The organism is Chakrabartyella piscis, assembly GCA_030067835.1.
Lineage (GTDB): Bacteria > Bacillota > Clostridia > Lachnospirales > Anaerotignaceae > Chakrabartyella > Chakrabartyella piscis.
On sequence record CP092441.1, the window covers coordinates 2,473,160 to 2,498,254 of the forward strand.

Sequence of the window (25,095 nt, forward strand, 5' to 3'; positions counted from 1 at the left end):
CAATACCCCTACCATACATTTTTGTACAGAACAGAATATCAACCCCAATAATTTATTTTACTATTTCTTATTTACCCTTTGTTTCTACACGACTCATGAATTTTTTCAAATCAATGATAGCACGACCATGTTCACCTTCACAGATTTTGTCCAATTCGTCATATGCTTTCACTGTGAATTGCAACATTTTGCCATTGACTTCTGTCAAGTTGACTACAACACGCACTTTCATGCCAATTGGTGTTGCTGCCATATGTTTGAAGGAAATGGATGTACCCACTGTTTCTGCACCTGCTGGCAAGAAAGGTTTTACAGATTCGATACATGTTTCTTCCAGCCAAGAACACAATCTTGGTGTTGCAAATACAGGCACATTTTTGTTGCCAAACACTGCTGCTGTATCTTTTGCTTCTACAATATATTCTTTTTCAAAATTGATGCCTGCAACGATATTGCTCAAATCCATGATAGTATCCTCCTTAGATTACAGTTCGGTATTGTATTCTTCTGTGGCAACTTCTTCCACTACTTCTGTTGCAATGCCCAAAATTTCATTTCTGAAGGATGCATCAAACAATTTGCGGAATTCATCACCAGTTACTTTTTCTTGTTCCACAAGCATTTTTGCAGATGCATGGAGCACTTCCATATTTTCTGTCAAAATACGAATTGCTTCGTCATATGCATGTGTCATAATGCGTTTCACTTCTTCATCAATTGTAGTTGCAACAGTTTCACCATAGTTTCTACCATTGCCCCAATCACGACCAATGAACACTTCATGGCTACTTTCACCAAATTGCACAGGTCCCAACAAATCACTCATACCATATTGCATCACCATACCTCTGGCAATTGCAGATGCACGTTCAATGTCATTGGAAGCACCAGTTGTCACATCTTTGATGACCAAAGCTTCTGCTGCTCTACCACCCAAGAAGCTAATCAATTCTTGTTCCATAGCCATTTTGGTCATATACATTTTATCTTCACCTGGCAATGGCATTGTGTACCCACCAGCCATACCTGTTGGAATGATGGAAATGCTATGGACAGGGTCCAATTCACTCAAAACTTCAAACAAAATTGCATGACCACTTTCATGGTACGCTGTAATGTATTTTTCTTTATCAGAAATGGTTCTTGTTTTCTTTTCAGTACCCACACCAATTTTGATGAGTGCTTTTTGCAAGTCTTCCATTTCAATGTGTTTTTTATTGTCACGAGCTGCCAAAAGTGCCGCTTCATTCAAAAGATTCGCCAAATCTGCACCAGTGAAACCAGCAGTTGTTTGTGCAACCACTTTCAAGTCCACTTCTGGAGCCAATGGTTTTCCTTTGGAATGTACACGCAAAATTGCTTCACGTCCCTTAACATCAGGTCTACCAACATACACTTGTCTATCAAAACGACCTGGACGCAAAAGTGCAGGATCCAAGATATCTGCTCTATTGGTTGCAGCAATGATGATGACGCTTTCATTGATGCCAAAACCATCCATTTCCACAAGCAATTGGTTCAATGTTTGTTCACGTTCATCGTGACCACCACCAAGACCAGCACCACGACGTCTACCAACAGCGTCGATTTCGTCGATGAATACAATACTTGGAGAATTTTTCTTTGCTTGTTCAAACAAATCTCTTACACGAGATGCACCAACACCGACAAACATTTCCACAAAGTCAGAACCAGAAATACTGAAGAAAGGAACACCAGCTTCACCTGCCACTGCTTTTGCAAGCAATGTTTTACCAGTCCCTGGAGGTCCAACGAGCAAAACACCCTTTGGAATTCTTGCACCAAGGTCTGTGAATTTTTGTGGTGTACGCAAGAAATGCACCAATTCTTCCAATTCTGCTTTTTCTTCGTCACAACCAGCAACATTATCAAATGTCACTTTGTTGTCACCATCCACATTCATTTTGGCTTTGCTTTTTCCAAAATTAGACATCTTACTACCGCCACCTTGCATGCGGTTGAACAGGAACATGAAAATCAAAACCATAACCACCATCATCAAAATAGATGGCAACATAGATGCAAATAAACTTTCTGTTTCCAAATCGGCATTGACTTCAATATCGCTACCAGATGCAATCAAATCATCCACACGTTCTTGGAATGTAGAAACACTGGAAACATTCATGCTTACAATGCTACCATCGTTTAAGACTGCCTGAATGGAACCATAATCACTGGCTTCATTGCTTCTTGTAATGTTGATTTCTGCAACTTCATCATCTTCTAAGTCACGAATCAAATTACCATAGGTATAAGTTATTTGTTCTTCACTAGCCAAGTCCAAATTGCTGTTATTAAATGCCAAAAATGCAAGTATTACTACAAAAATCAATCCGTATAAGCCAAGTGGCTTCCAATATTTTTTCAATAGATTCCCTCCTATTGTGCACAGTTTTATTCGTATCAATTTACAATTTTATCACATCTACTGGAAAAAGGCAATGTTAGAATGCAAAAGAATTCACAAAATGAATAATTTCATGAATTTTTAAGATTTTGCAGAAACACACCTTTCTTTTCAATAAAAAAACCAGCATAGGAACACCCACACTGGCTTGTTTTTATTCTTCGATAAAGCTCATCACACCTACATAATCCAAGTTGCGATATCTTTGTTGATAATCCAAACCATATCCAACTACAAAGGCATCTGGAATGACAAAACCAACGAAATCCACAGGTACTTCCACCACACGTCTATCTGGTTTATCCAAAAGTGTAAACAATGTAAATGTTTTTGGATTGCGTTTCATAAGCATTTCACGCAAATGGCTCAAAGTTCTACCACTGTCAATGATATCTTCCACCAACAAAACATTTTTGCCAGCAATGTCTTCATCCAAGTCATACAACACTTTGATATTGCCAGAGCTTTCCATGGAATTGCCATAACTGGAAACATCCATAAAGTTCAAAGTCACAGGCATAGTCAAACGTTTGGAAAGCTCCACCAAAACCATAACAGCACCCTTAAGGGCACACACCAACTCCACTTGTTCGCCAGCATATTTTGCATTGATTTCTGCTGCCATTTCATCCAATCGCTTTGCAATGACTTCATTGCTCAATAACACATCCACATGTTCTTTCATTTAAATATCCTCCTAATATAGATATGCAAGAATTTGTTTGTATTTTCATCAGGCAAATATCCTTCTGCAACACGATGATCCAAAAGCCAAATCACTTCTGATCCAAATGCAATGAGTGGCATTGTGTTACGTTCTTCTTTTGGTATTTTTTGATCTATGAAAAAGTCCTTTAATTTCTTGCTACCATATACAAATTGTAACGTATCTCCTGTTTGTCTTGTGCGACAATACAAGACATCTTTTATTTTATCATAATCGAATATTTTCGTATAGCCATCAAGGGCATTTTTTTCTTTTTTTTCTGAAAAAACCTCTGTTTTCACGTAAAAATTACACTCTGGAATCCAAATTTCTGCTCCAATTTCCAATTTATGTGAAAAACCATCACCATTTGACTTTGGATTGCGTCTACAAATCAACTTTTCATAGGCTGTAGACACCAAAATTCCATTTGGCAAATTGCGTTCTTTGCCTGTTGTTTGGGTCACCAAATCCAAAACCGCTTCCACATGCACTGCCAAAACATCTTGCAATTGACCCAATTCTTGGAACACAAGGGATATGACCCTACGTATGAGAACCAGATTCTCCTGTGCCAATTTTTCTCTATCCACAATGACTTGGTTTTGTTCTTTGGAAATGAGACATCTATGGAAAGCTTGTTGTGCCAATTCTTCCAAAAACAAATCTTCTTCCACCAAACGTTCGCTACAAGCTGAAATTTGTTGCACTGCTTTTGGATACATTCCTTCTAATAAAGGCAACACCTGGTTGCGCATTTGATTTCTGGTATACACATTTTCACCATTGGTGCTATCCACACAATAGTCCAAATGATTTTCTTTGCAATAGGCTTCAATTTCTGCTCTTGTGCAATACAACAATGGACGTACAATATTGCCACGTTTGGGACGTATGCCGCCAAGACCTTTTAAGCCAGTTCCTCTACACAAACGCATGAGAATGGTTTCTGCTTGGTCATTTTGGTTGTGTGCCACAGCAATGATGCCTTCTTTTGCAATTTTGGCAAAGGATTCATAACGCAACTGTCTGCCCGCTTCTTCTGTTCCAATGCCACGTTTTTTGGCTTCTGATGCTGCATCAAATGCAAAGATATGACAAGGAATGTTCCACAGATTACACAGGTTTTCTACAAATTTCTGGTCACTGTCTGCTTCATCACCTCGAATGCCATGATGCACATGCACTGCTTGTAGCGTCCAATGAAAAGTAGGTGCCAATTGCCACAATACATGCAAAAGTGCAACAGAATCTGCACCACCAGAAACACCCACTGTGATATTTGCATGTTCTGGACATAGATTCCATTTTTTGATGGTTTGTTTTGCAATTTCCATTGGTTCACCTCTTTTGTTCAGAAATTAGTTGTGATTATTTATATTTTACGCATATGCGATATCAAACGGGTAGGCATGGAAACCCATCCCTACAAACTGCGAATTGTTTAAATATGTTGCAATTGTAGGGCAGGGGCTTGCTCCTACCGTCATGAATAGCCACAAAACACAAGAATGTAGTTGCGTAGGGGCGATTCACGAATCGACCGATTCTCTTTAAACGGGCGACCACTGGTCGCCCCTACAAATCAAATCTGTGTAAATACGTTGCATTTGTTGTCTTTGTTTTGTTCTTAACTCTTTCACTATTCATTCTTCACCATTCACTATCTGTGCATAGAACAGATTATCATTCTTTTTGCAGCATTGCCAACAAAGAACTGGTGCCAAGTCGATCTGCTCCTGCTTCTAAGAAATCAATGGCATCTTGTTTACTTTTGATTCCGCCTGCTGCTTTGATTTTGGTGCCATTTGTCACATTGGCTGCAAACAATTGGATATCTGCTAAGGTAGCACCACCACCACCAAAGCCTGTGCTGGTTTTGATGTATTCTGCATCTGTTCTGCTGACCACTTTGCAAAGCTCAATTTTTTCTGCATCTGTCAATAGACAAGTTTCTATAATTACTTTGAGTAGTTTACCCTGACAAGCCACTTTTATGGCATTGATTTCTGCTTCGATTGCATCAAATTTGCCAGCTTTTGCCCATCCAATGTTGATGACCATATCAATTTCATCTGCACCTTCTAGGACTGCTTGTTCTGTTTCAAACACCTTTGTTTTGGTGGTAGCATATCCATTTGGAAAACCAATTACTGTACAAATGGCAAGTTTTCCAGCAACAAATTCTGATGCTTCCTTTACAAATGCAGGTGGAATACAAGCAGATGCAGTACCTCCTGCAATGCCTTCTTCTAAAATGCGTTTCACATCTTCCCAAACTGCTCCTTGTGCCAAAATGGTATGATCAATGTGCCCTTGTATTGTTTGATTGTCCATAGATACCCTCCTTTTTTCTACATAGGTTACAAGAATTATATTCGACATACATCCAAAAGAACCCTTTTTGATAGAAAAAAAGACAAGTACAATTGTACTTGTCTTAAGTGCGGATGGTGGGACTTGAACCCACACGAGGTCACCCCCGCCAGATTTTGAGTCTGGTGCGTCTGCCATTCCGCCACATCCGCTTGGCTGACTGCTTGAATATAATAACATATCTCTCTCCGTTCGTCAAGCACTTTTTTGTATTTTTTTGCATAAATTACAAATTCCCACCTCAAACAAGGGATTTATCCCCATTTATAGGGATTTCTTGCATAAAGATGGGATTTGATATTTTTTGATTTAGGATACTGCTACCTTTTGCAATTCCTCTTTTTTGTGTTTTCTTTTCAAGAATAAGATGATGGCAACACAAACCACAAAGCCAATTGCATCTGAAATTGGTGCACTATCAATCAACAGCATTGCAGATACAAATGCCACCACACGAATGAACCAGTTGGCTTTTGTCATAAAGAAACCTTCTGCAAACAAAGCAATTAGGAACACGCCAATACAAGATGTGACCACAACCAAACTACCAGAAAGCCATGTTACATTTTCCAAAATCAATTGTTCATTGAACACAAACATATATGGCACAATGAAGCCAGCCAATGCCAATTTCACAGAAATGACACCTGTTTTCATTGGACTACCACCAGACAAGCCTGCTGCTGCAAAGGATGCCAAAGCCACAGGTGGTGTTAGATTTGCAAACATCGCAAAGTAGAAACAGAACAAATGGGCTGCAATTGCGGGCACACCCAACTGAATCAATGCTGGTGCTGCAATGGTTGCTGTAATCAAATATGCTGGAATAGAAGGCAATCCCATACCCAAAATCATACAAGTGATCATTGTGAAGATCAATGTTAAGAAGATGGAAGATTGTCCAATTCTAATGATGGTGGATGCCACATTGAGTGCAAATCCTGTTTGACTACACACACCAACAACAATCCCCACACAAGCACAAGCGATTGCAACAGAAACAGTGGATTTTGCACCTGCTACAAATGCATCACAAATATCCATCAAAGACATACGACTTATTGGTCTGAGTTGTGCCACAATAATGGTCATCAAGATGGTCCAAAATGCAGACAAAAGCACTGTTTTGCCACTGAAAATCAACATATACAACAAGAATACAATTGGAATCATCAAATGACCTTGTTTTTTCATTACTTCGCCAGTTTTGGGCAATTGATCCTTTGGAATCCCTTCCAAATTTTCTTTTTCTGCACGCATTTGTACTTGCAAAATAATTCCCAAATAATAAATCAATGCTGGAATCACAGCAGCTTTGATGACCACTGGATATTGCACACCCAAGGTTTCTGCCATAACAAAGGCAGCAGCACCCATGATTGGTGGCAACAATTGACCCCCTACAGATGCAGTTGCTTCTACAGCACCAGCAAACTCTTTGGAATATCCTGTTTTCTTCATCAAAGGAATGGTAAATGCGCCTGTTGTTACCACGTTTGCAACAGCAGAACCATTGATGGAACCTAAGAATCCAGATGCCAAAACAGCAACTTTTGCAGGACCACCCTTTGTATGTCCAGCCAAGGAATTTGCAATGTCATTGAAGAATTGACCCATACCACATTTGTTCATGATTTCACCAAAGATGATGAATAGTACAATATAAGTTGCAGATACTTGAATGGAAGAACCATAAATACCTGTGGTGTCAGTGGTCAAATAGCTGACAATACGATCCCATGAATATCCACGATGCATAAACACACCTGGGAAACTACGTCCAAAGATACCATAGATTAGGAATGCAATGGATAAAATGGACAATGCCAAACCACAAATTCTACGGGAACACTCCAAAACCAAGAAGATGAGAATGGTACCCATCACCAAATCGATTGTTTCTGGATAGAAGCCAGTGGATGTCCACATTGGGTAACGCATAAACACAAACACAGGCATAAAACCAGAAAATGCAATACAAATCCAATCATACCATGGAATGACACGACGATTGGACTTTTTGAATGCTGGGTAGCAAGCAAAGCCCAATACCAATACCATACCTACATGAATTGCATGGTGTTTGATGTTGACCATTTGCATAGCACGTATTCCTGATGCATATGCCAAATGATATATTGTAAAAAACAAACAAATACCAAAGATAATCTTAGTCAATGCTTGCATATCGTACTTACGCATACGAGATTCTTTTTCATATTTCTCCATAACTTCAGCAGTTTTGGTCACATCAATCAGCTCTGTTTCATTGATGTCAATTTTGGTATCACTCATGAACCCAAATACCCCCTTTTCGTTATCACTACACCTTGTATCAAACTTGCATTTGGCAAAGTTCGAAAATCAAAAATTTCTACTCCGTTCAATTCCAGACCTTTTTGGTACACGTTGGAAGTCAACCATTTCAATTCCAAAAAATTGGTGTTGATGTTTTCTGTCCAAACCATACCATCTCTCACAGTGGATTCTTGAGCAGCTGGAATACCTGCTCCATACCCAGCCACAGCAAATGCATCCAAATTGAAAGAATTGTCTTCCAAAATGGTGTAATATTCAAACCAAGGAATGTGTTCAGCAGAATGCTCCAATTCCAATACCAAAGTATCGCCTGCTTTTGCTGGCACTTCCAAAATCACCGCTTGCTGTTCACGGTCATACAATTGAAATACCCTATGAGGCATCACCCAAGCCCAATAGACACCTGCCAATACCACAATAGAAAGGACGCAAACAAGGGCAATATACAACCTTTGTTTCATAAAATCCCCCTTTCCACACCAACTGTATCCAAAAAATCAAGGGAACAGAAACCACTCTGCTCCCTTGAAGAATGTACATTTAAAAATTACTCATATCCACGTTCTGCCCAGAATTTCGCTGCACCTGGATGCAAAGGCAATTGCAAATCGCCAATGCCAGATTCAATGGAAACAGAGGTTTCTGCTGCACTATGGGATGCTTGGATGGTGCTCATACCACCTTCAATTGCAACCATCATATCATATACCATTTCATCAGAAAGATCTGTTGGAACCACCATAATGTTGTATACGAATACACCTTCTACATCTTCTTCATTGCTGTATGTACCTGCTGGAATTGTAGTTGCTGCATAGTATGGATAGTTGGAAACCAAATTGTCACGACCTTCACCATCAATTGGAATCACCACCATGTCATAAGAATTATCCAATTCCATAACAGTTGCATTTGGAATACCAGAAGTTACGAATACAGCGTCACATTGACCATTTTTCATGTTTTCGATTGCTTCCCCATATGCCAAGTAATCAGCAGTGATATCATCATATGTAATGCCATGTGCATCCAAAACCATTCTCGCATTGATTTCAACACCAGAGTTGGAAGCACCAACACCAACACGTTTGCCAACCAAGTCTTCTACGCAAGTGATACCTGTATCTGCTGTGGTCACCAATTGCACATAATTTGGCCACAAACGCATGATTGCTGCCATATTTGTGATGGGTTCTGCGCCTTCATAAGCACCTTCACCTGTATATGCTTGCACTGCAACGTCTTGCATTACGATTGCCATTTCTGCATCGCCATCGCTGATCAATTGCACATTTGCACCGGAAGCATTGGTTGCTTCTGCACTTGTTTTATATCCATAATCACCCAAAACAGTGGCAAATGCACCACCAATTGGATAATACAAACCAGAGGTTGGACCTGTTGCAACGGTTACAAATTCAGATGCACGTTGATCTGCTGTAAGTCCTCCTGTTGCTTCAGAAGTGGATTCTGTTGCAGATTGTGTTTCTGTTGTTGTTTCTGTTGCAGAAGAAGAACAGCCTGTTACAATCCCCAAGGACATAACAACTGTCATAGTAAGTGCTAAAATTCTTTTCATGATACGCTCCTTTTCTGTCGTAATCATCCATCAAAAAACAATGGATATCGGCATCGACTAAAATATGTTTTCTTCACCCCAGGTATCTATAAAAAACATTACAATTTCCTATAAATACCTATGATAATGATACCATATCCAAATTATTCCGTCAAGGAAAAACACAAATCCGCCTATTGGATACATTTTACCCATAAAAAAAGACAAGTACAATTGTACTTGCCTAAGTGCGGATGGTGGGACTTGAACCCACACGAGGTCACCCCCGCCAGATTTTGAGTCTGGTGCGTCTGCCATTCCGCCACATCCGCATGAATGACTGCTTGGATATAATAGCATAATTTTTTCATCACGTCAATATATTTTTTTATATTTTTTCAAAAAAATGGATGGATTTTTCATCCACCCACTCTATCATCCTATTAGAAGCCCAATTCTTCTCCAACCAAAATCACTTTAATTCTTTTTGCTGGTCTACAATTTCTGGTGATCAACATTTGGTTGCAAATGCTTTCTGGAGATTTACAATTATGACAGACCCCATCCACTGCACAAGGTGTTTTACCCATAAAACGCATGCTATTGACTGGTGCTGCATAGGTTCTAACACGTGTCAATGCATCTTCTGCTGTTTTTTCTACTTTATTCATCCCTACAATGACAACTACATTTTTAGGACCAAAGCTCATTGCAGCAACACGATTGCCAACACCATCAATGTTCACCAAAACGCCATCTTCAGTGATTGCATTTGTACTGGTCACATAGCAATCTACCATCAATGCTTGACGTTGGAGTTCAAATTTTTCATCTGCATCTTTTGCCAAATCACGATCCACTACTTTGTAATTTTTTGCATGAAATGCATCTGTCAAACCCATTTCACGAATGGTTACAGAACCACCCCAAGAAACAGAACTTCCTTCTGGAATCAAAGCAAAGGCTTTCTCCATGGCTTCCGCTGATGTTTTGCAATAATATGCCTCAAAATTTCTTTTTTCCAATTCTCCAACTAGTTTTTTGCCAAGCAAATCATTTCTCATTTCCAAAGGTGTACTCAATTTCATTCGCTCCTTTCAAAGACAACAAGATACTTTTTGATTTTGTATATACAATGTATGCTATTCATTTTATCACATTTCTTGTTGCTTTGCACCTATTTTTCTACACTTGTACAGAATCTCGTGGTATAATAACATCAATGAAAATGAAACCTTCAGGAGGATGCTATCCCCCCCTACTGTAAACAATAATATGAGTGTATGGGTATATGTAGCATTCCCTGACACAATATAGAAATGAGGAACCATTTTGGCAAAATATATTGAAAGCCCACAAAATAAAATTTACAAACGCCTAAAAGGCTTACAGCTTAAGAAAAATCGTGACAAAGAAGGTCTGTTTTTGGCAGAAGGCCTACGCTTTGTGTCTGAAATTCCAGATACATGGACTGTGGATTTCATTGCCTGCTCACAAACATTCTCCAAAGAAATGGATACCATCGATTTTGAAACTCGTTGGAATCTAATTGTATTTCCTGATGATTTATTTGAAGACTTATGTGATACCGAATCGCCACAAGGAGTTTTGGCTGTCTGTGCAAAACGTCAAGATACCATTGCAACATTGCCTACAAAAGAGAATTATTTCTTTATTTTGGCAGAAGAACTCAATGACCCTGGCAATTTAGGTACCATCATTCGTACAGCTGATGCTTGTGGTGCTGATGGTGTATTTCTATCCAAAGGTAGTGTGGATGTATACAATCCAAAGGTGTTACGCTCCACAATGGGTTCTTTGTTCCATTTGCCTATTTTCCAAAATGTGGATTTGTCTGAAACTGCAACCATTTTGCAAGAAAAAGGAGTTTCCTTATATGCTGCACATTTACAAGGAACTGACTATCCATATACATTGCCACTGACCAAAAGTTGTGGTTTCCTCATTGGAAATGAAGCACGTGGATTGTCTGATGCTGTTGCCAATTTGTGCAACCAATTTGTGAAGATTCCCATGCCTGGACAAGCAGAATCTTTGAATGCTTCCATTGCTGCTGGGGTTTTGATGTATGAAGTGGTACGTCAAAGATTGAAATGATGTAACCAATTAAAAAATTTATATGTTATAGGATTACGGATCGATGTGGGCATCGCTCCCTACAAAACCCAAATACTACAAACCATCCATGTGCCTTGTAGGGAATGGTCTTGACCATTCTGTCGCACCTATCATCAAAAACAGAAATACCCTCATCTATGTAGACAAGGGTATTTTTTATATGTATTGATTTATTTTACAACAAAATTACGCCAGCTTCTTTGCAAACTTCGATGGTATCTTTGTCCCAAAGAGATGCTTGCACTTCACCAATATGCGCTTTGCCCAAAATCAACATACAGGTACGAGATTGACCAATGCCACCACCCATTGTCAGTGGCAATTCATTTGCCAACAACATTTTATGGAAAGGAAGTTCACGTCTGTCATCACAATTTGCTTTTGTCAGTTGTTCATCCAAAGATTTTGCATCTACACGAATACCCATAGAAGATACTTCAAAAGCACAATCCAAAACATCGTTATAGAACAACAAGTCCCCATTCATTTTCCAATCGTCATAATCAGGAGCACGTCCATCGTGGCGTTCACCAGATTTCATTACATCACCAATTTCCATCAAGAAAACGGTTCTATGTTCTTTGACAAATGTATTTTCTCTTTCTTTTGCTGTGAGAGTTGGATATTTATCTTCCAATTCTTGTGTGGTCACAAATGTGATTTCACGACTCATATCTGTTTGAATCATAGGATATTTCACTTTGATTGCATCCAATGTATCACAGAAAGCATCTACAATACCTTGTACTGTTGATTTCAATTCTGCAATGGTTCTGGTTTCTTCAGAAATTACTTTTTCCCAATCCCATTGATCCACATAGATAGAATGCAAGTTATCCAATTCTTCATCACGACGAATCGCATTCATATTGGTGTACAAACCTTTGCCTGCATAGAAATCACACAAGTGCAAAGCCATACGTTTCCATTTTGCCAAAGAATGTACCACTTCTGCATCCAAACCAACTGCTGGAATGTCAAAAGAAACTGGTCTTTCCACACCATTCAAGTTGTCATTGAGACCTGTTGCTGGATCTACAAACAAAGGTGCAGAAACTCTTTTGAGATTCAAGTTATTGGACAATTTTTCTGAAAACAAAGTATGAATCATACCAATTGCGTGTTGTGTTTCGTACAAGGATAATTTTGATTGATATCCTTCTGGAATAACTGATTTTAACATATGAAACCTCCCATTGTATAATATAATTGAAAATATCACTTTCTCTTTTACTTGAATTTTATTTCATCATCGGCATCCACTTCTTCATACACATCTTCTGTGGTCAAATGGAGTGCCATTGGGATATATTTACCGGCTTCCCATCTAGCAGTTTGGCTTTTGATCCAACCATAGCTGACCAAAATTCCCACAAATCCACACAAAAATGCAACCAAGCCAGAATCCATAGTTGGAACCACTGGTGCCAAGAAATAATAGCCTGAGAATAAGCAAACCATAAACCCAACCAAAGGTAGACCATAGCTCACCAAAACTGCATTACGAAAGGCATTTTCTTGAAGCCCCAATTCCACCCAATCGCCTACAGTTGCATCGCAAAGATTTTTTGCATCCAAATCCATATCTTGTTCCATATATCCAGCCAAACAGCCTTTGCAGTGTCCACATGCTTCCAAACGTTTGATGTGTACCGTTACCATTTTGCCAGAATCTTTTGTTACAACGCCTTTCATATGATAAGCCACCTTTCTGTGCCTTGTATTTTTGATAATGTTCACTGTTTTTTATTATACACCAAATTACAACGAAAGCAAAGGTTAATTTATGACAAAAATAAAGGATGGACTTTGTGACAAGATGAAGATAAGTGCAACAAAATATCCTTATAACACACGCTTTATCTAAAACATGCAGGATGGGAAACCCATCCCCTACAAATGCATTGCCATAAATATTGCGGGTGCCGAAACGACACCCCTACAAAAATTTACAAATATTTCGTAAAAAAGCCACAAAGCCGAATCAACTCGACTTTGTGGCTTTTCTTTATTTGATATTTGCCAAAACTGTTTTGAGATAGTCCCAAACACGCAAAGTAGATGCAATGGACAATCTTTCATCTGGTGTATGCACATCATACATTTCTGGTCCAATGGATACCATATCCAAGCCAGGCATTTTTTGTGCAAACAATCCACATTCCAAACCTGCATGAATCGCTTCTATTCTAGGTGCTTTTCCATACATATCTTCATATACTTTTCCAAAGAATGCCAACATTTCAGAATTGGGGTTATATTCCCAACCTGGGTAATCGTTGACAATTTCCACAATGCCACCAACTTGTTTTGCAACAGAACATACTTTGTCATAAATACGAATCTTCTTATGTTCCACAGAACTACGCATTGCACAGTCAAAATAAATGGTGTTTTCCAATGTTTTCACAATACCAATGTTATTGGAGCTTTCCACAAGTCCTTCCATATCAGCTGACATGGTTTGTACACCATATGGCAATTGCAACAACACTTGGATGATTTTCTCCTTGGTATCTTCTGACAATACCATTGGAATATCTTCTTCAACTGCTTCCACATATAGCATGATATTCGGTTCTGTATTCCCAAACTCCACATCCAAGTTGATTTGAATTTCTCCCAAAATTTCACGCATATGAAGTGCACAATTGTTACGTAACACAATGACTGCATCTGCTTCTCTACAAATGGCATTGTCCATATTGCCACCATCTACAGACACCAAATCGTATTCCAATTCATGTTGCAAAACATCCAAAATACGCCCCATCAAACAATTGGCATTTGCTCTTTGCAAGTGGATATCTGCACCAGAATGTCCACCTTTCAAGCCACGAACAGAAATTTTGTAACCCTTCCCCTCATTTGGCAAACAAACCAAAGGCAAATCCAAACGTGTTCTTCTACCCCAGCGCAACCAGAAAGCAAAACACCTTCTTCTTCTGTGTCCATATTCAAGAACCATTTTCCTTCTAATATAGAAGTGTCCAATTGGAATGCACCTTTCATACCTACTTCTTCATCCACAGTAAACACTCCTTCTAATGGAGGATGTGGTATTGTGTTGCTATCCAACAATGCCAACATATAAGCAACTGCAATGCCATTGTCAGCACCCAAAGTGGTGCCACGTGCATGAATAAAACCATTTTCTACATAAATATCCAAAGGTTCTTTGATAAAATCATGAATGACATCGCTATTTTTTTCGCACACCATATCAATATGCCCTTGCAAAATAACGGTTTTTCCATTTTCACAACCCAAAGCACCATTTTTTTTGATACAGACATTATATGCTTCATCTTGTATATAATATAAGTTGCGTTCTTTTGCAAAAGCAACCAAATAATCACTCAATGCTTTCTCATTGCCACTACCATGGGGAATTTTTGTAATCTCTTCAAAAAAATAAAAGACCCTTTCTTGATCAAATTGTTCTAACACGTTCATTGTGTTCCTCCTTCGTAAATCCTATTTCACACTGGTACAATATCGCCTTTTTTAGAATATATGTACATTTCAAAATTCTATCCTGCAAATGACAATATATTAAATAATCCCTATCTTTTCGAGATTTCCCCTTATTTCTCGTATGTATAATGATACGTGTTCCCATATTTGTTGTCAATAACGGATTTCTTAATTTCTTATAATTTGGCAACTTGTCTGAAAACCAATTGAAATATACCAAAACCCTACTTATACAGTAGACATTATATACAAATAAAAAAGGCAGATTGCTCTGCCTTCCTAAATTAAACCATCAATTTTATCAAAAAAACTCATATCTTTTTATATATTTCTATCTATTTTTGTTTTATGAACCAACCATTCATCACAAAAAATTTACACTTTATCACTTTTTTTTTGCGTTGTAATACATTATTCTTCTATTTCCCTTATGTCCAATGCCGCTTTCACAAAATCACGGAACAATGGATGTGGTCTATTGGGTCTGGATTTGAATTCTGGATGGAATTGTACTGCCACAAACCAAGGATGTTCTGGCAATTCCACAATTTCCACCAAACGTCCATCAGGAGACACACCTGTGATTTGCAAACCAGCTGCCATCAACTGATCACGGAATTCGTTGTTGAATTCAAAACGATGACGATGACGTTCTTGTACCAAATCTGTGCCATAAGCTGCTTTTGATTTGGAACCATCTGCCAATTGACAAGGATATGCACCCAAACGCATGGTACCACCCAAGTTTGCAATGTCTTTTTGGTCTGGCATCCAATGGATGACTGGATATTCTGTTTTTTCATCAATTTCAGTGGTATTTGCTTTTTTCCATTCCAAAATATTTCTTGCATATTCAATGACAGCGCATTGCATACCCAAACAAATACCAAAGAAAGGAATGTTGTTTTCTCTTGCATATTGGATGGCTCTAATTTTACCCAAGACACCACGCACACCAAAACCACCTGGTACCAAAACGCCTTGGCAACCAGCAAGTTCTGCTTCCACATCGCCATCATCCAATTTTTCAGAATCCACCCAACGAATGTTGACTTTTGCGTGGTTATCAATTCCACCATGGTGCAATGCTTCTGCAATGGAAAGATATGCATCATGCAGTTCCACATATTTCCCAACCAATGCGATTTCCACTTCTGTTTGTGGTGTTCTTTCTTTTTCCAACATTTCGCACCAGTCTTGCAAGTCCATTTCTCTTTCTTGCAAGCCCAATTTGCGACAAGTTACCTTTGCCAAGCCTTCATCACGCAACATCAAAGGCAATTCATACAAGCTGTCTGCATCCAAGTTTTCAATAACACAGTCAGAATCCAAGTTGCAGAACAAAGCCAATTTTTCTTTCATTTCTCTACTAATTTTACGTTCTGTTCTACATACCACCATATCTGGTTGGATACCAATGGAAAGCAACTCTTTGACAGAATGTTGTGTTGGTTTTGTTTTCATTTCAGAACCTTTTGTCAAATATGGAATCAAGGTTACGTGAATGTACAAGCAGTTTTCACGACCCAATTCACGACCCACTTGACGGATGGATTCCAAGAATGGTGTACTTTCCATATCCCCTACAGTACCACCAATTTCTGTGATGACCACATCTGCTTCAGCACCAGCAGCATAGACTCTTTTTTTGATTTCATTTGTGATGTGTGGAATCATTTGCACAGTTCCACCAAGATATTCACCACGTCTTTCTTTTTCCAAAACCGTCCAATACACTTTACCTGTTGTGGTATTGCTGAATTTATTCAAGTTTTCATCAATGAAACGTTCATAGTGACCCAAATCCAAGTCGGTTTCGCCACCATCTTCTGTGACAAATACTTCCCCATGTTGATATGGACTCATGGTACCTGGATCAATATTGATATATGGGTCAAATTTTTGTATTCTTACAGAATAACCCATTGCTTTGAGCAAACGACCAAGGGATGCTGCTGTGATTCCTTTTCCCAAACCTGAAACAACACCGCCTGTTACAAAAATATACTTCGTTTCCATGTGACATTCTCCTTTTCTTTTCTTTTCCCCAATATTTAACTATATGATACACTTGGCTTTCACCAAGGTTTTCACCGCTATTGATTCGTTTTCAATCCGTAAAACTTACGGACACCCACATAGGGGCGTCCCTACAAAAGCACATTTTTATTATGATTCCTACTGATTTTGCCAAAAAACAGCTGTTTACACCAAAGAAAAAAGGGGACTGAAATAAAGGGATATACCCCCTATTCAGTCACCTCTGTTTGTTCGTTTGTTTCTGTTTCTTGGATAGAAACGAAGGAGACACCATCTTCTACTGCGAAAATGACAGTTGTATCATCTGCAAGCACCACATCTTTCCAGATGGTTTCTTCTCCTTGTAGGTTCGTAGTTTTCACTTCCCAACCAGTCTCTATGTCAGGTAAAATACCGTTGACAAAGACAGGTACTTCATATCGATCTTTCCACGCTTCGTCGGTCACTAGATTTTCTGACCAATCGTATTCTTCCGTGGGTCGTATTTTCAGGATACCAATGTTTTCGCCTGTTTCATTGGAAAACTGGATTTCCATACTCACTTCTTCTTTTTTTGCGGACACTTCTTCTACAGATTCAGTCACTTCGGCTGTGGACTCTTCTTTTTTGGTACAACCGACCATTGCACCCAATATGCAAATACAAACAACCATCCATAAACCAAACTTCTTCATTACAATCTCCTCAACTTCTATCAACCTGTGTATTCCACAAGTGTAACAGATTCCATAATCACATCTTCCACTGGTGTGGTACCTTGGTCGCCACCAACTTCTACTTTTGCAATGGCATCTACAACATCCATACCTTCAAACACTTGTCCAAAAATGGTGTATGCTGCATTTGTTTGATACAACAATCCCATAATGAATTCTAATTCAATGGTGCCACCAACTTCTTGGTAGTAGTCCAACACTTCTTGTGTGTAAATATCTTCTACTGTATACAAAGCACCATCAGCTGTTTGCAAAACTTCTGCATCCCCTTGTGCTGCCAAGAGTTCTTCCAAAATTCCAATGATTTGTTCTGATGCCACTGGATTTTGACAGATGAAGAATTGGCTACCATTTGTATTTGCACCAGAGTTTGCCATTGCCAAAGCACCTCTATAGAAATGAAGGTTTGGAGAAATTTCATCCGGGAATTTTTCACCATATGCACTTTCACCACCCATACCAGTACCAGTTGGATCACCACCTTGGATCATGAAGTTATCCATAACTCTATGGAAGATAATGCCATCATAATATCCGCTTGCAATCAAAGCTTTGAAATTTTCTACAGCAAGTGGTGCTTCTTCTGGATACAATTGCAACCAAATATCACCCATATTGGTTTCAATCAAAACCACTTCTTCTCCAACTTCAGGAAGCCCTACTTGCAACACACCATTGATTTCTTGTTTTTCTGCAAGCGCTTCTGTATCTGTTACAACTTCTTCTGTTTCTGCTTCTGTTGTAGCATCTGTTGTGGTTTCTGCACTGGAGCCACCACAAGCAGCAAGAGAAAACGCACAAACCAACGCCATTGCCATACATATCATTTTTTTCATAATATCCTCCTAAGGATAATCCCAATTTCAGTCCACACAAGACAGACAATTTTACGTTATGATGAAACAAATAAAAATAATTCTATTACATTTCACCAACGATGTCAATTTATATTTCTATAAAAGTCTTAAATTTTGTGAAATTCTTGCAAAATACGTTCTGTACCATTGGTCATTTGGCTTTTTTGCATTTGCTCCACATACTCCACACGATTTGCATACAAATCCATCACATTGGAAAGGAAGGTTTCACCTGTCATTTCTTCTTCTTCCAATACTTTTGCAAATCCTTGTTTTTGGAAAGAGTTTGCATTGAGAATTTGGTCACCTCTACTTGCTTTTTTGGACAAAGGAATCAACAAATGTGGTTTTTCCAATGCCAAAAATTCAAAGATGGAATTGCTACCTGCACGTGAAACAATCAAATCCGTTGCTGCAAATAAGTCTGCCAATTCATCGGAAACATAAGCAAATTGTTTGTATCCTTGTAACACCTGCAATTCTTCTGATACATGACCTTTGCCACAAAGATGAATCACATCAAAGGTTTTCAATAGCTCTGGCAATACACTACGCAAACACAAATTCAATTTGACAGCACCCATAGAACCACCCATCATCAAAAGCACAGGTTTTTCTCCAGTAAATCCACACAAACCAAGACCTGTTTGACGATTGCCTAAAAATAGTTCTTTTCGAATAGGAGAACCTACATGAACCCCTTTGTTTTTTGGTATATAGTCCAAGGTTTCTGGGAATGTGGTACAAACCACTTTTGCTGCTGGAATTGCAATTTTATTGGCAAGTCCTGGTGTCAAATCCGATTCATGGATGATGACAGGAATGCCATTTGCTTTTGCACCCAAAACCACAGGCACTGCCACAAATCCACCTTTGGAAAACACAAGATCTGGTTTGATTTTACGAATTTCTTTTTGTGCTTCTGCAACACCCTTTGCCACACGAAACATATCTTTCAAATTTTCCTTGGAGATATATCTACGCAGTTTACCTGTTGCAATTCCGTGGTATGGAATGCCTGCTTCTGCCATCAAAACCTTTTCGATTCCCTCTTTGGAACCCATATATTCAATTTCCCAACCTTCTTCTTGTAGGTATGGAATCAGTGCCAAATTGGGTGTCACATGACCAGCAGTTCCGCCACCTGTAAGCAATATTTTTTTTGCCATGAAATTGACCTTCTTTCTATAATGTACATGATATTTTATTGTACCAAAAAATCAGTAGAACTGCCATATAAATTTAGAGATATGATGATTTTATTGCAAATTTATAGCGGACAGATATGGAATCTGTCCCTACAGTACATTCGCACTGTCATTCAGAATGCAGTGAAGAATCTTATCTTTTATCTATTCACTATTCATTCTTCACTGGACATATTCCAAAAAAATATTACATATAATACTAAGGTAATGCCACACAATTCTGATTGCAAGATTTGCGAGTAGATTTTTCTGTCAGAATCATAAAAAAACGGAGTCGATATTGGAAATATCGTCGAGTATTTTTGATGACTTTGACGGGAAAATAAACCGTAAAGATTGTGATATAGGGTTGTGTGATATTGCCTAATAACCATAAAAGGAGATGCCTATGTATCCATACAATCGCAATACCACCATTTCCACTGCCAGCAAAAACCAACTTGCAGAGGACAAACGCCTTCTGGAGCTTTTGACCATTTCCATGCAAGAAGCAATGGATGTTGGCAAACGCTACGAAATTCTAGGAAATGACCCTATTTTGCAAGAAGAAAGCCAAATCACAAAATCCATGGTTTTGGATCAATTGAAACATGGGAAATTGTTGCAAGAAGCCGCCTTTCTCATTACAGAAGAAAAACCAATGCCACTACCAAAGGGCAACACACCCACCTTAAGTGGCAAAGAATTATTGGAAGATACACTCCTTTTGGAGATTGACAACCATGATTTCTATCGTACTTTGTACCTATCCATTCCAATGGAAGAAGTCGGGCATATTTTCTTTGAAATTGCATCTGACAAACAAAGTCACGCAACAGCACTGACCTTTTTATTTGCAAAATATTTTGTATAGCGCGTCAAAAACTTGACACGCTAACTCGAAATCAGGATTCCGAGTTGTTGTCATAAGTAAAAAAGACGATTTCCTCGTGCAAGTGCTTCTACAAAGCACCTAGAAATCGCTTTTTGTCCTCGGCGGAAATAAATTCCGCCTGTGGATTAAAGTCTGCGACGCTAAAAACATAAAATTTCAGTTTTTACAATCTATTTTATATAACTCTATGCAAATTTCTTTCCTTTGTGATATACTTTGTGTAGGGACAGCCCTAGCGGCTGTCCGTATATTATTTGGACGACAGACATACGTTACTATATTGGAAAGGATGAATGAAATGAGCCACGATGCAAACTGTATTTTTTGTAAAATATTAAATGGAGATATTCCTTCTGCTGTGATCTATGAAGATGATGAGTTCAAAGCAATCCTAGATCGTTTCCCTGCAAATGAAGGTCATGTTTTGATTTTGCCTAAGAACCATGTTGCGGATATTTTTGCAATGGAACCCGACCAAGCTGCTCGTTTGTTTGCTTTGGCAACCAAAATTGCAAAACACATGAAAGAAACCCTTGGATTGGATCATATGAATGTGATGCAAAACAATGGTACTGTAGCAGGACAAACCATCTTCCATTTCCATTTGCACTTGATTCCACGTTTCGAAAACGATGGCATCACCATTCAATACAAACCAATGGATTTGAGCGATGCAGATATTACAGCAATGCAAAAAAAATTGAATATCATTTAATGAAACGGGCGACCATAGGTCGCCCCTACTTTTGGTTTTCAGCGTCGCAGACTTTCATCCGCAGACGGAATCGTATTTCGTCAGGATCATCACTTTGCTTCGCAAAGTCAGCTTATGCTGACCGCAATCTTTGCGGTGAATGGGACAAAAAGCGATTTCTAGGTGATTCATAGAATCACTTGCACGAGGAAATCGTCTTTTTCACCTATGTCTACAACTCAAAATCCTGATTTTGAGTTAATGTTACATCACCTGTTTCACTTCTACGCCTGTAAAGTATTCTTCTATGATTTCAGCACCTGAATACCCCTGTTCTCCAAGATATTTTGCTCCATATTGACTCATTCCAACACCATGACCATTGCCACCACCATAAATTGCAATGCCTGTCAATTCACCTGATTCATTCTCCATTTCTTTGATGGCAAAGTGACCACTTGGTAAGATGCTTTGACCCACTACCGATTCGCCAATGTATCGTTGCAAATAAATATCATCTCCATCTTCTGAAACATTGGTTGGTGATAGCAATTTACGGATTGCATACTCTGTGGAAACACGAACCGACACATCTTCATAATTGAGTTCCAGCACACGAATCACACCACCATCACCACGTTCCACAACTTGAATCCCCTGAAGTCTACCCAAGTCATCTGGTACACCTGAAATCCAAGTTTCTCCATCTTTAGAATATTTCACTAGGTTTGGTGTTGCAGCATAAATTTCTGGCAAAGTTTGTTCCAATATATCTGTCAATTGACCACAAGAGAAATAGACTTTCCAGCGATACCAAGGGGAATCCATATCATAACCTTCCATATCCCAATCTTGCCAAAATGCAAGCCAATCTGCTTCTGATTCTGGTTCTTCCACCGATACACCATATGCTTGCGATTGCAAGTAGGATTTACCTGTGCCCGAAAAGCTACCATCACTGCTCCAAACATCATTGGAATTGGCACCAAATCCACCTGATGTAGAATAGAAATAGGTCTGTGCCACTTTGCCATCTATGGTTGCAGTCAATCCTTTTGTGGCTTCCACTGCATCTCTTGCTTCTTCTGTGGTATCGTTGCCATGATACACCTGACTTGCAACAGTATCTGTCACATGAGCACCATATTCTCCATAAGCATTGGCATAATATTGGTTATAGGCATAGCTTCTGGCAGAAATTGCTTGGGCTTCCAATGCACCCTGACCAAAAGAAGATGGCATTTCATGGGGTACCACACCCAACAAATAGGATTCCAATGGTAGTTCATTGACCACAGACAAAGCCCCATCCATTTCCATCACTTCCAAAGCACCATCATAAGTGCGTTGTACTCCATCTGCAAATTCTAAGGTTGCATCGCCTGTAATTTCTACAATACCTTCTTTGACCCAATCAGAATCTGGTGTCAATACCACAATTTCATCCATAAAATTCTGTGTCACATCCCCATTGGTCAATGTGAAATCACCAAAAATGGTCAATTTTTCTTGCAAACCACCACCCAAAAGAACTCGTATTTCTTCTGGCAATGGCATTTCTTTAATGACAGCACCCAAAGCGTCTCCATCAGAATCCAAATAAAAATCTGCCATATCCGAACCAGAAATCAAGTTCCAAGGTGTGCCAAAACTGCCATCTTCTTTGTAAATCCTTCTACCTTCTGCCCAATACAATTCCCCAATATCTGCCAAATATATTTCTTCATTGTCTACACGTTTGATGATGGGTTGTTCCAATAAATATCCTTTTTCTACTGTCACAACACCATTTTCTATGGTCACATTGCAAATACCTTCCCAATCATCACCTTGGTAAACATAGGTTTGCTCCACTGCACTATAAATGGTCAATTCATTGCCCTCTATGGTTGCATAGACACTGAAAATGGTTGGACTGACATCCACAACTTCCCACAAACCAATGAGTGTACCATTCTTGACCAAAAACGAAATTTCTGTGTTGATGTATTGCTCCAAACCTGTATATGTATGGGTATATATGCCACCATCAAAAGTTGCCTGATTCCCTTCCACAGCAAACAACACCTGATGATCCAATGAAATCCCATAGGAATACAAACTATCTTCACCACGTCTGGAACAAAGTGCCCTTTCATACAATTCCATCCACAAACCATAACTCACAGGCATATTTTTGTTTTCATCTGTCAAAACCATTTGGCTTTCATAGTCTGGTGCAATGCGATTGAGGAGAACTTGTGCTTCTGATAAAATCAAGTTTTCATCTCCTCGAAACCCTTCCTCATCGCCAGAAAAGAACCCCTTTTCCACCACAGCATTGATGTATGGATAGCTTGTATCTGTATGGGATACATCTGAAAAATCAGACACATCCTCCAATTCCATCAATTCCTCTTGGGTATAAAAGGCGAGTGCCACCATTTTGGCAACTTCTCCACGTGTGATGGTGGTTTCTTCACCAATACGCCCCAAATCAGGCAATTCTGTTGCAGTACCATTTTCCAAACCCAAGCTTGACTCTTTTTGCATACTTCCACATGCTGTCAGCATACAACACATCAAGCAAATACAAATCCATTTCATATCGCTACCCCCTAGGTAATGCAGTTTCATTTCCATTGCATATCTTCTATATTCTATGAGGACAAGTCTTGTTTCATAACCAATGTATTTTGCTTTTTTTGTCAGAAAAAATGATATGATTTTCCTGAAAATACCAAAAACAATCATTGTGAAAAATTTAATTTTGTAGTAAACTATAGGTAATAGAGTTATAGCAATTATGAAAGGAAGTGTAGCAGTGAACGCAATTAATTGGAAATCTTTTTTATTGCCTTATCAGCAAGCAACAGATGAACTTCTTTTGAAAATACAACATATGAGCGTTGAATGTAAGCAATTGTATATGCATTCACCTATTGATAGCATCACAGGTCGTGTGAAACAATCCACCAGTATTTTGGACAAAGCCAAACGCAAACACTATGCCCTTGCAGAAATTGAAGATAAAATTGAGGATATTGCAGGTATTCGTATTGTGTGCCAATTTGTGGAAGATATTGAAAAAGTAGCTGGTCTTTTACGCAATCGTAAAGATTTCAAGGTTTTGGAAGAACGTGACTATATCACCAATACAAAACCAAGTGGCTATCGTAGCTATCATCTCATCATTGAATATCCACTGAACACCGCTTGGGGTGTCAAAAATGTATTGGCAGAAATCCAAATTCGTACCATTGCCATGAATTTCTGGGCAACAGCAGAACATTCTTTGCGATACAAATACAGTGGCAACATTCCCGATGATTTGCAAGAACGTTTGACACATTGTGCAGAAGCTGCTTATTACTTGGATCAAGAAATGTCTACTATTAAAGAAGAAATTCGCAATGCACAACGTTTGAATGCCATTAGAAGCTCTTTGGTTTCTGATATTTTGGAGAAAATCCAAAGCCTGAATTTCCGTGCAAGTATCCAAGAAAAGGATGAAATCGACAAGGAATTTATTGCAGTTTGGAACAAAGAAGATCTCAATGCTTTGCGTTCCTTCAATCAAAAATTGGATCATTTGGCAACGAGCTATAATATTTGATGCAGAGATTATTTATATAATGTGTAGTGTGATGTAGGGGAAGATATCATCTTCCAGTAAAAAATAAGGTAGGATATGAAGAGAGGTAATTCTAGGAGTGGAAGC

Annotated in this window: 22 protein-coding genes and 2 tRNA genes; 4 read left to right on the plus strand and 20 right to left on the minus strand. The window is 38.8% G+C overall.

Going from position 1 to position 25,095, the window contains the following annotated elements:
- Positions 1-67: 67 nt before the first annotated feature.
- From MJY40_RS11145 to MJY40_RS11195, 11 genes are all read right to left on the minus strand, one after another.
- Positions 68-466: a thioesterase family protein gene (locus tag MJY40_RS11145; protein ID WP_317854317.1), complete on the minus strand. Its 399-nt coding sequence runs from the start codon at positions 464-466 to the stop codon at positions 68-70.
- Between the two features lie 18 nt (positions 467-484).
- A complete protein-coding gene (gene ftsH, locus MJY40_RS11150) occupies positions 485-2,392 on the minus strand; it encodes an ATP-dependent zinc metalloprotease FtsH (protein WP_331488173.1) in 1,908 nt (635 codons plus the stop codon).
- A gap of 193 nt (positions 2,393-2,585) precedes the next feature.
- Positions 2,586-3,116 (minus strand): hypoxanthine phosphoribosyltransferase, encoded by a 531-nt coding sequence (gene hpt, locus MJY40_RS11155; protein WP_317854318.1) that lies wholly within the window; start codon positions 3,114-3,116, stop codon positions 2,586-2,588.
- On the minus strand, positions 3,113-4,474 hold the full coding sequence (gene tilS / locus MJY40_RS11160; RefSeq protein ID WP_317854319.1) for a tRNA lysidine(34) synthetase TilS: 1,362 nt from the start codon (positions 4,472-4,474) through the stop codon (positions 3,113-3,115). Before tilS ends, hpt begins: the two co-directional genes overlap by 4 nt.
- 349 nt (positions 4,475-4,823) lie before the next feature.
- Positions 4,824-5,474, minus strand: a complete 651-nt coding sequence (gene deoC, locus MJY40_RS11165; RefSeq protein ID WP_317854320.1) for a deoxyribose-phosphate aldolase — start codon at positions 5,472-5,474, stop codon at positions 4,824-4,826.
- A gap of 108 nt (positions 5,475-5,582) precedes the next feature.
- Positions 5,583-5,665: transfer RNA gene (locus MJY40_RS11170), tRNA-Leu, on the minus strand.
- Positions 5,666-5,822: 157 nt separating this feature from the next.
- Positions 5,823-7,808, minus strand: a complete 1,986-nt coding sequence (locus tag MJY40_RS11175) for a TRAP transporter permease (protein ID WP_317854321.1) — start codon at positions 7,806-7,808, stop codon at positions 5,823-5,825.
- Positions 7,805-8,293, minus strand: coding sequence for a DUF1850 domain-containing protein (locus tag MJY40_RS11180; protein WP_317854322.1), 489 nt, complete (start codon positions 8,291-8,293; stop codon positions 7,805-7,807). Before MJY40_RS11180 ends, MJY40_RS11175 begins: the two co-directional genes overlap by 4 nt.
- An 86-nt stretch (positions 8,294-8,379) precedes the next feature.
- The gene (locus tag MJY40_RS11185) at positions 8,380-9,411 is read right to left on the minus strand and encodes a TAXI family TRAP transporter solute-binding subunit (protein ID WP_317854323.1); all 1,032 of its coding nucleotides are present in this window, start codon (positions 9,409-9,411) and stop codon (positions 8,380-8,382) included.
- A gap of 228 nt (positions 9,412-9,639) precedes the next feature.
- Positions 9,640-9,722: transfer RNA gene (locus MJY40_RS11190), tRNA-Leu, on the minus strand.
- Positions 9,723-9,833: 111 nt separating this feature from the next.
- On the minus strand, positions 9,834-10,478 hold the full coding sequence (locus MJY40_RS11195) for a lactate utilization protein (protein ID WP_317854324.1): 645 nt from the start codon (positions 10,476-10,478) through the stop codon (positions 9,834-9,836).
- A gap of 244 nt (positions 10,479-10,722) precedes the next feature.
- Here MJY40_RS11195 and MJY40_RS11200 point away from each other — a divergent pair, with 244 nt between their 5' ends.
- On the plus strand, positions 10,723-11,508 hold the full coding sequence (locus MJY40_RS11200) for a TrmH family RNA methyltransferase (protein ID WP_317854325.1): 786 nt from the start codon (positions 10,723-10,725) through the stop codon (positions 11,506-11,508).
- Positions 11,509-11,704: 196 nt separating this feature from the next.
- Here MJY40_RS11200 and asnA read toward each other — a convergent pair whose 3' ends face one another.
- The 8 genes from asnA to MJY40_RS11240 all read right to left on the minus strand — a co-directional run bounded on the left by asnA (position 11,705) and on the right by MJY40_RS11240 (position 19,788).
- A complete protein-coding gene (gene asnA, locus MJY40_RS11205) occupies positions 11,705-12,712 on the minus strand; it encodes an aspartate--ammonia ligase (protein ID WP_317854326.1) in 1,008 nt (335 codons plus the stop codon).
- A 47-nt stretch (positions 12,713-12,759) separates the two neighbouring features.
- Complete coding sequence (locus MJY40_RS11210) at positions 12,760-13,224, minus strand: SoxR reducing system RseC family protein (protein WP_317854327.1); 465 nt, start codon at positions 13,222-13,224, stop codon at positions 12,760-12,762.
- A 313-nt stretch (positions 13,225-13,537) separates the two neighbouring features.
- Entirely contained in the window at positions 13,538-14,425 is an 888-nt protein-coding gene (locus tag MJY40_RS11215; RefSeq protein ID WP_317854328.1) for a M20/M25/M40 family metallo-hydrolase, read from the minus strand.
- Entirely contained in the window at positions 14,359-14,985 is a 627-nt protein-coding gene (locus tag MJY40_RS11220; RefSeq protein WP_317854329.1) for a M20/M25/M40 family metallo-hydrolase, read from the minus strand. Before MJY40_RS11220 ends, MJY40_RS11215 begins: the two co-directional genes overlap by 67 nt.
- A 432-nt stretch (positions 14,986-15,417) precedes the next feature.
- Complete coding sequence (locus tag MJY40_RS11225) at positions 15,418-17,025, minus strand: CTP synthase (RefSeq protein ID WP_317854330.1); 1,608 nt, start codon at positions 17,023-17,025, stop codon at positions 15,418-15,420.
- 230 nt (positions 17,026-17,255) lie between these two features.
- The gene (locus MJY40_RS11230; protein WP_317854331.1) at positions 17,256-17,720 is read right to left on the minus strand and encodes a hypothetical protein; all 465 of its coding nucleotides are present in this window, start codon (positions 17,718-17,720) and stop codon (positions 17,256-17,258) included.
- 20 nt (positions 17,721-17,740) lie between these two features.
- Positions 17,741-18,598 carry a peptidylprolyl isomerase gene (locus MJY40_RS11235; RefSeq protein ID WP_317854332.1) on the minus strand — a complete coding sequence of 286 codons (858 nt, stop codon included), beginning with the start codon at positions 18,596-18,598 and terminating at the stop codon, positions 17,741-17,743.
- Positions 18,599-18,726: 128 nt separating this feature from the next.
- Entirely contained in the window at positions 18,727-19,788 is a 1,062-nt protein-coding gene (locus MJY40_RS11240; RefSeq protein ID WP_317854333.1) for an undecaprenyldiphospho-muramoylpentapeptide beta-N-acetylglucosaminyltransferase, read from the minus strand.
- Between the two features lie 427 nt (positions 19,789-20,215).
- On the opposite strand from MJY40_RS11240, the gene MJY40_RS11245 reads away from it, so the two are divergent.
- Together MJY40_RS11245 and MJY40_RS11250 are read left to right on the plus strand one after the other, a co-directional pair.
- Complete coding sequence (locus MJY40_RS11245) at positions 20,216-20,680, plus strand: hypothetical protein (RefSeq protein WP_317854334.1); 465 nt, start codon at positions 20,216-20,218, stop codon at positions 20,678-20,680.
- Between the two features lie 319 nt (positions 20,681-20,999).
- On the plus strand, positions 21,000-21,416 hold the full coding sequence (locus tag MJY40_RS11250) for an HIT family protein (protein ID WP_317854335.1): 417 nt from the start codon (positions 21,000-21,002) through the stop codon (positions 21,414-21,416).
- 243 nt (positions 21,417-21,659) lie between these two features.
- Here MJY40_RS11250 and MJY40_RS11255 read toward each other — a convergent pair whose 3' ends face one another.
- Complete coding sequence (locus MJY40_RS11255) at positions 21,660-23,981, minus strand: SpoIID/LytB domain-containing protein (RefSeq protein ID WP_317854336.1); 2,322 nt, start codon at positions 23,979-23,981, stop codon at positions 21,660-21,662.
- Positions 23,982-24,198: 217 nt separating this feature from the next.
- Between MJY40_RS11255 and MJY40_RS11260 the strand changes: the two genes are divergently transcribed.
- Positions 24,199-24,990 carry a GTP pyrophosphokinase gene (locus MJY40_RS11260; RefSeq protein WP_317854337.1) on the plus strand — a complete coding sequence of 264 codons (792 nt, stop codon included), beginning with the start codon at positions 24,199-24,201 and terminating at the stop codon, positions 24,988-24,990.
- Positions 24,991-25,095 lie beyond the last annotated feature (105 nt).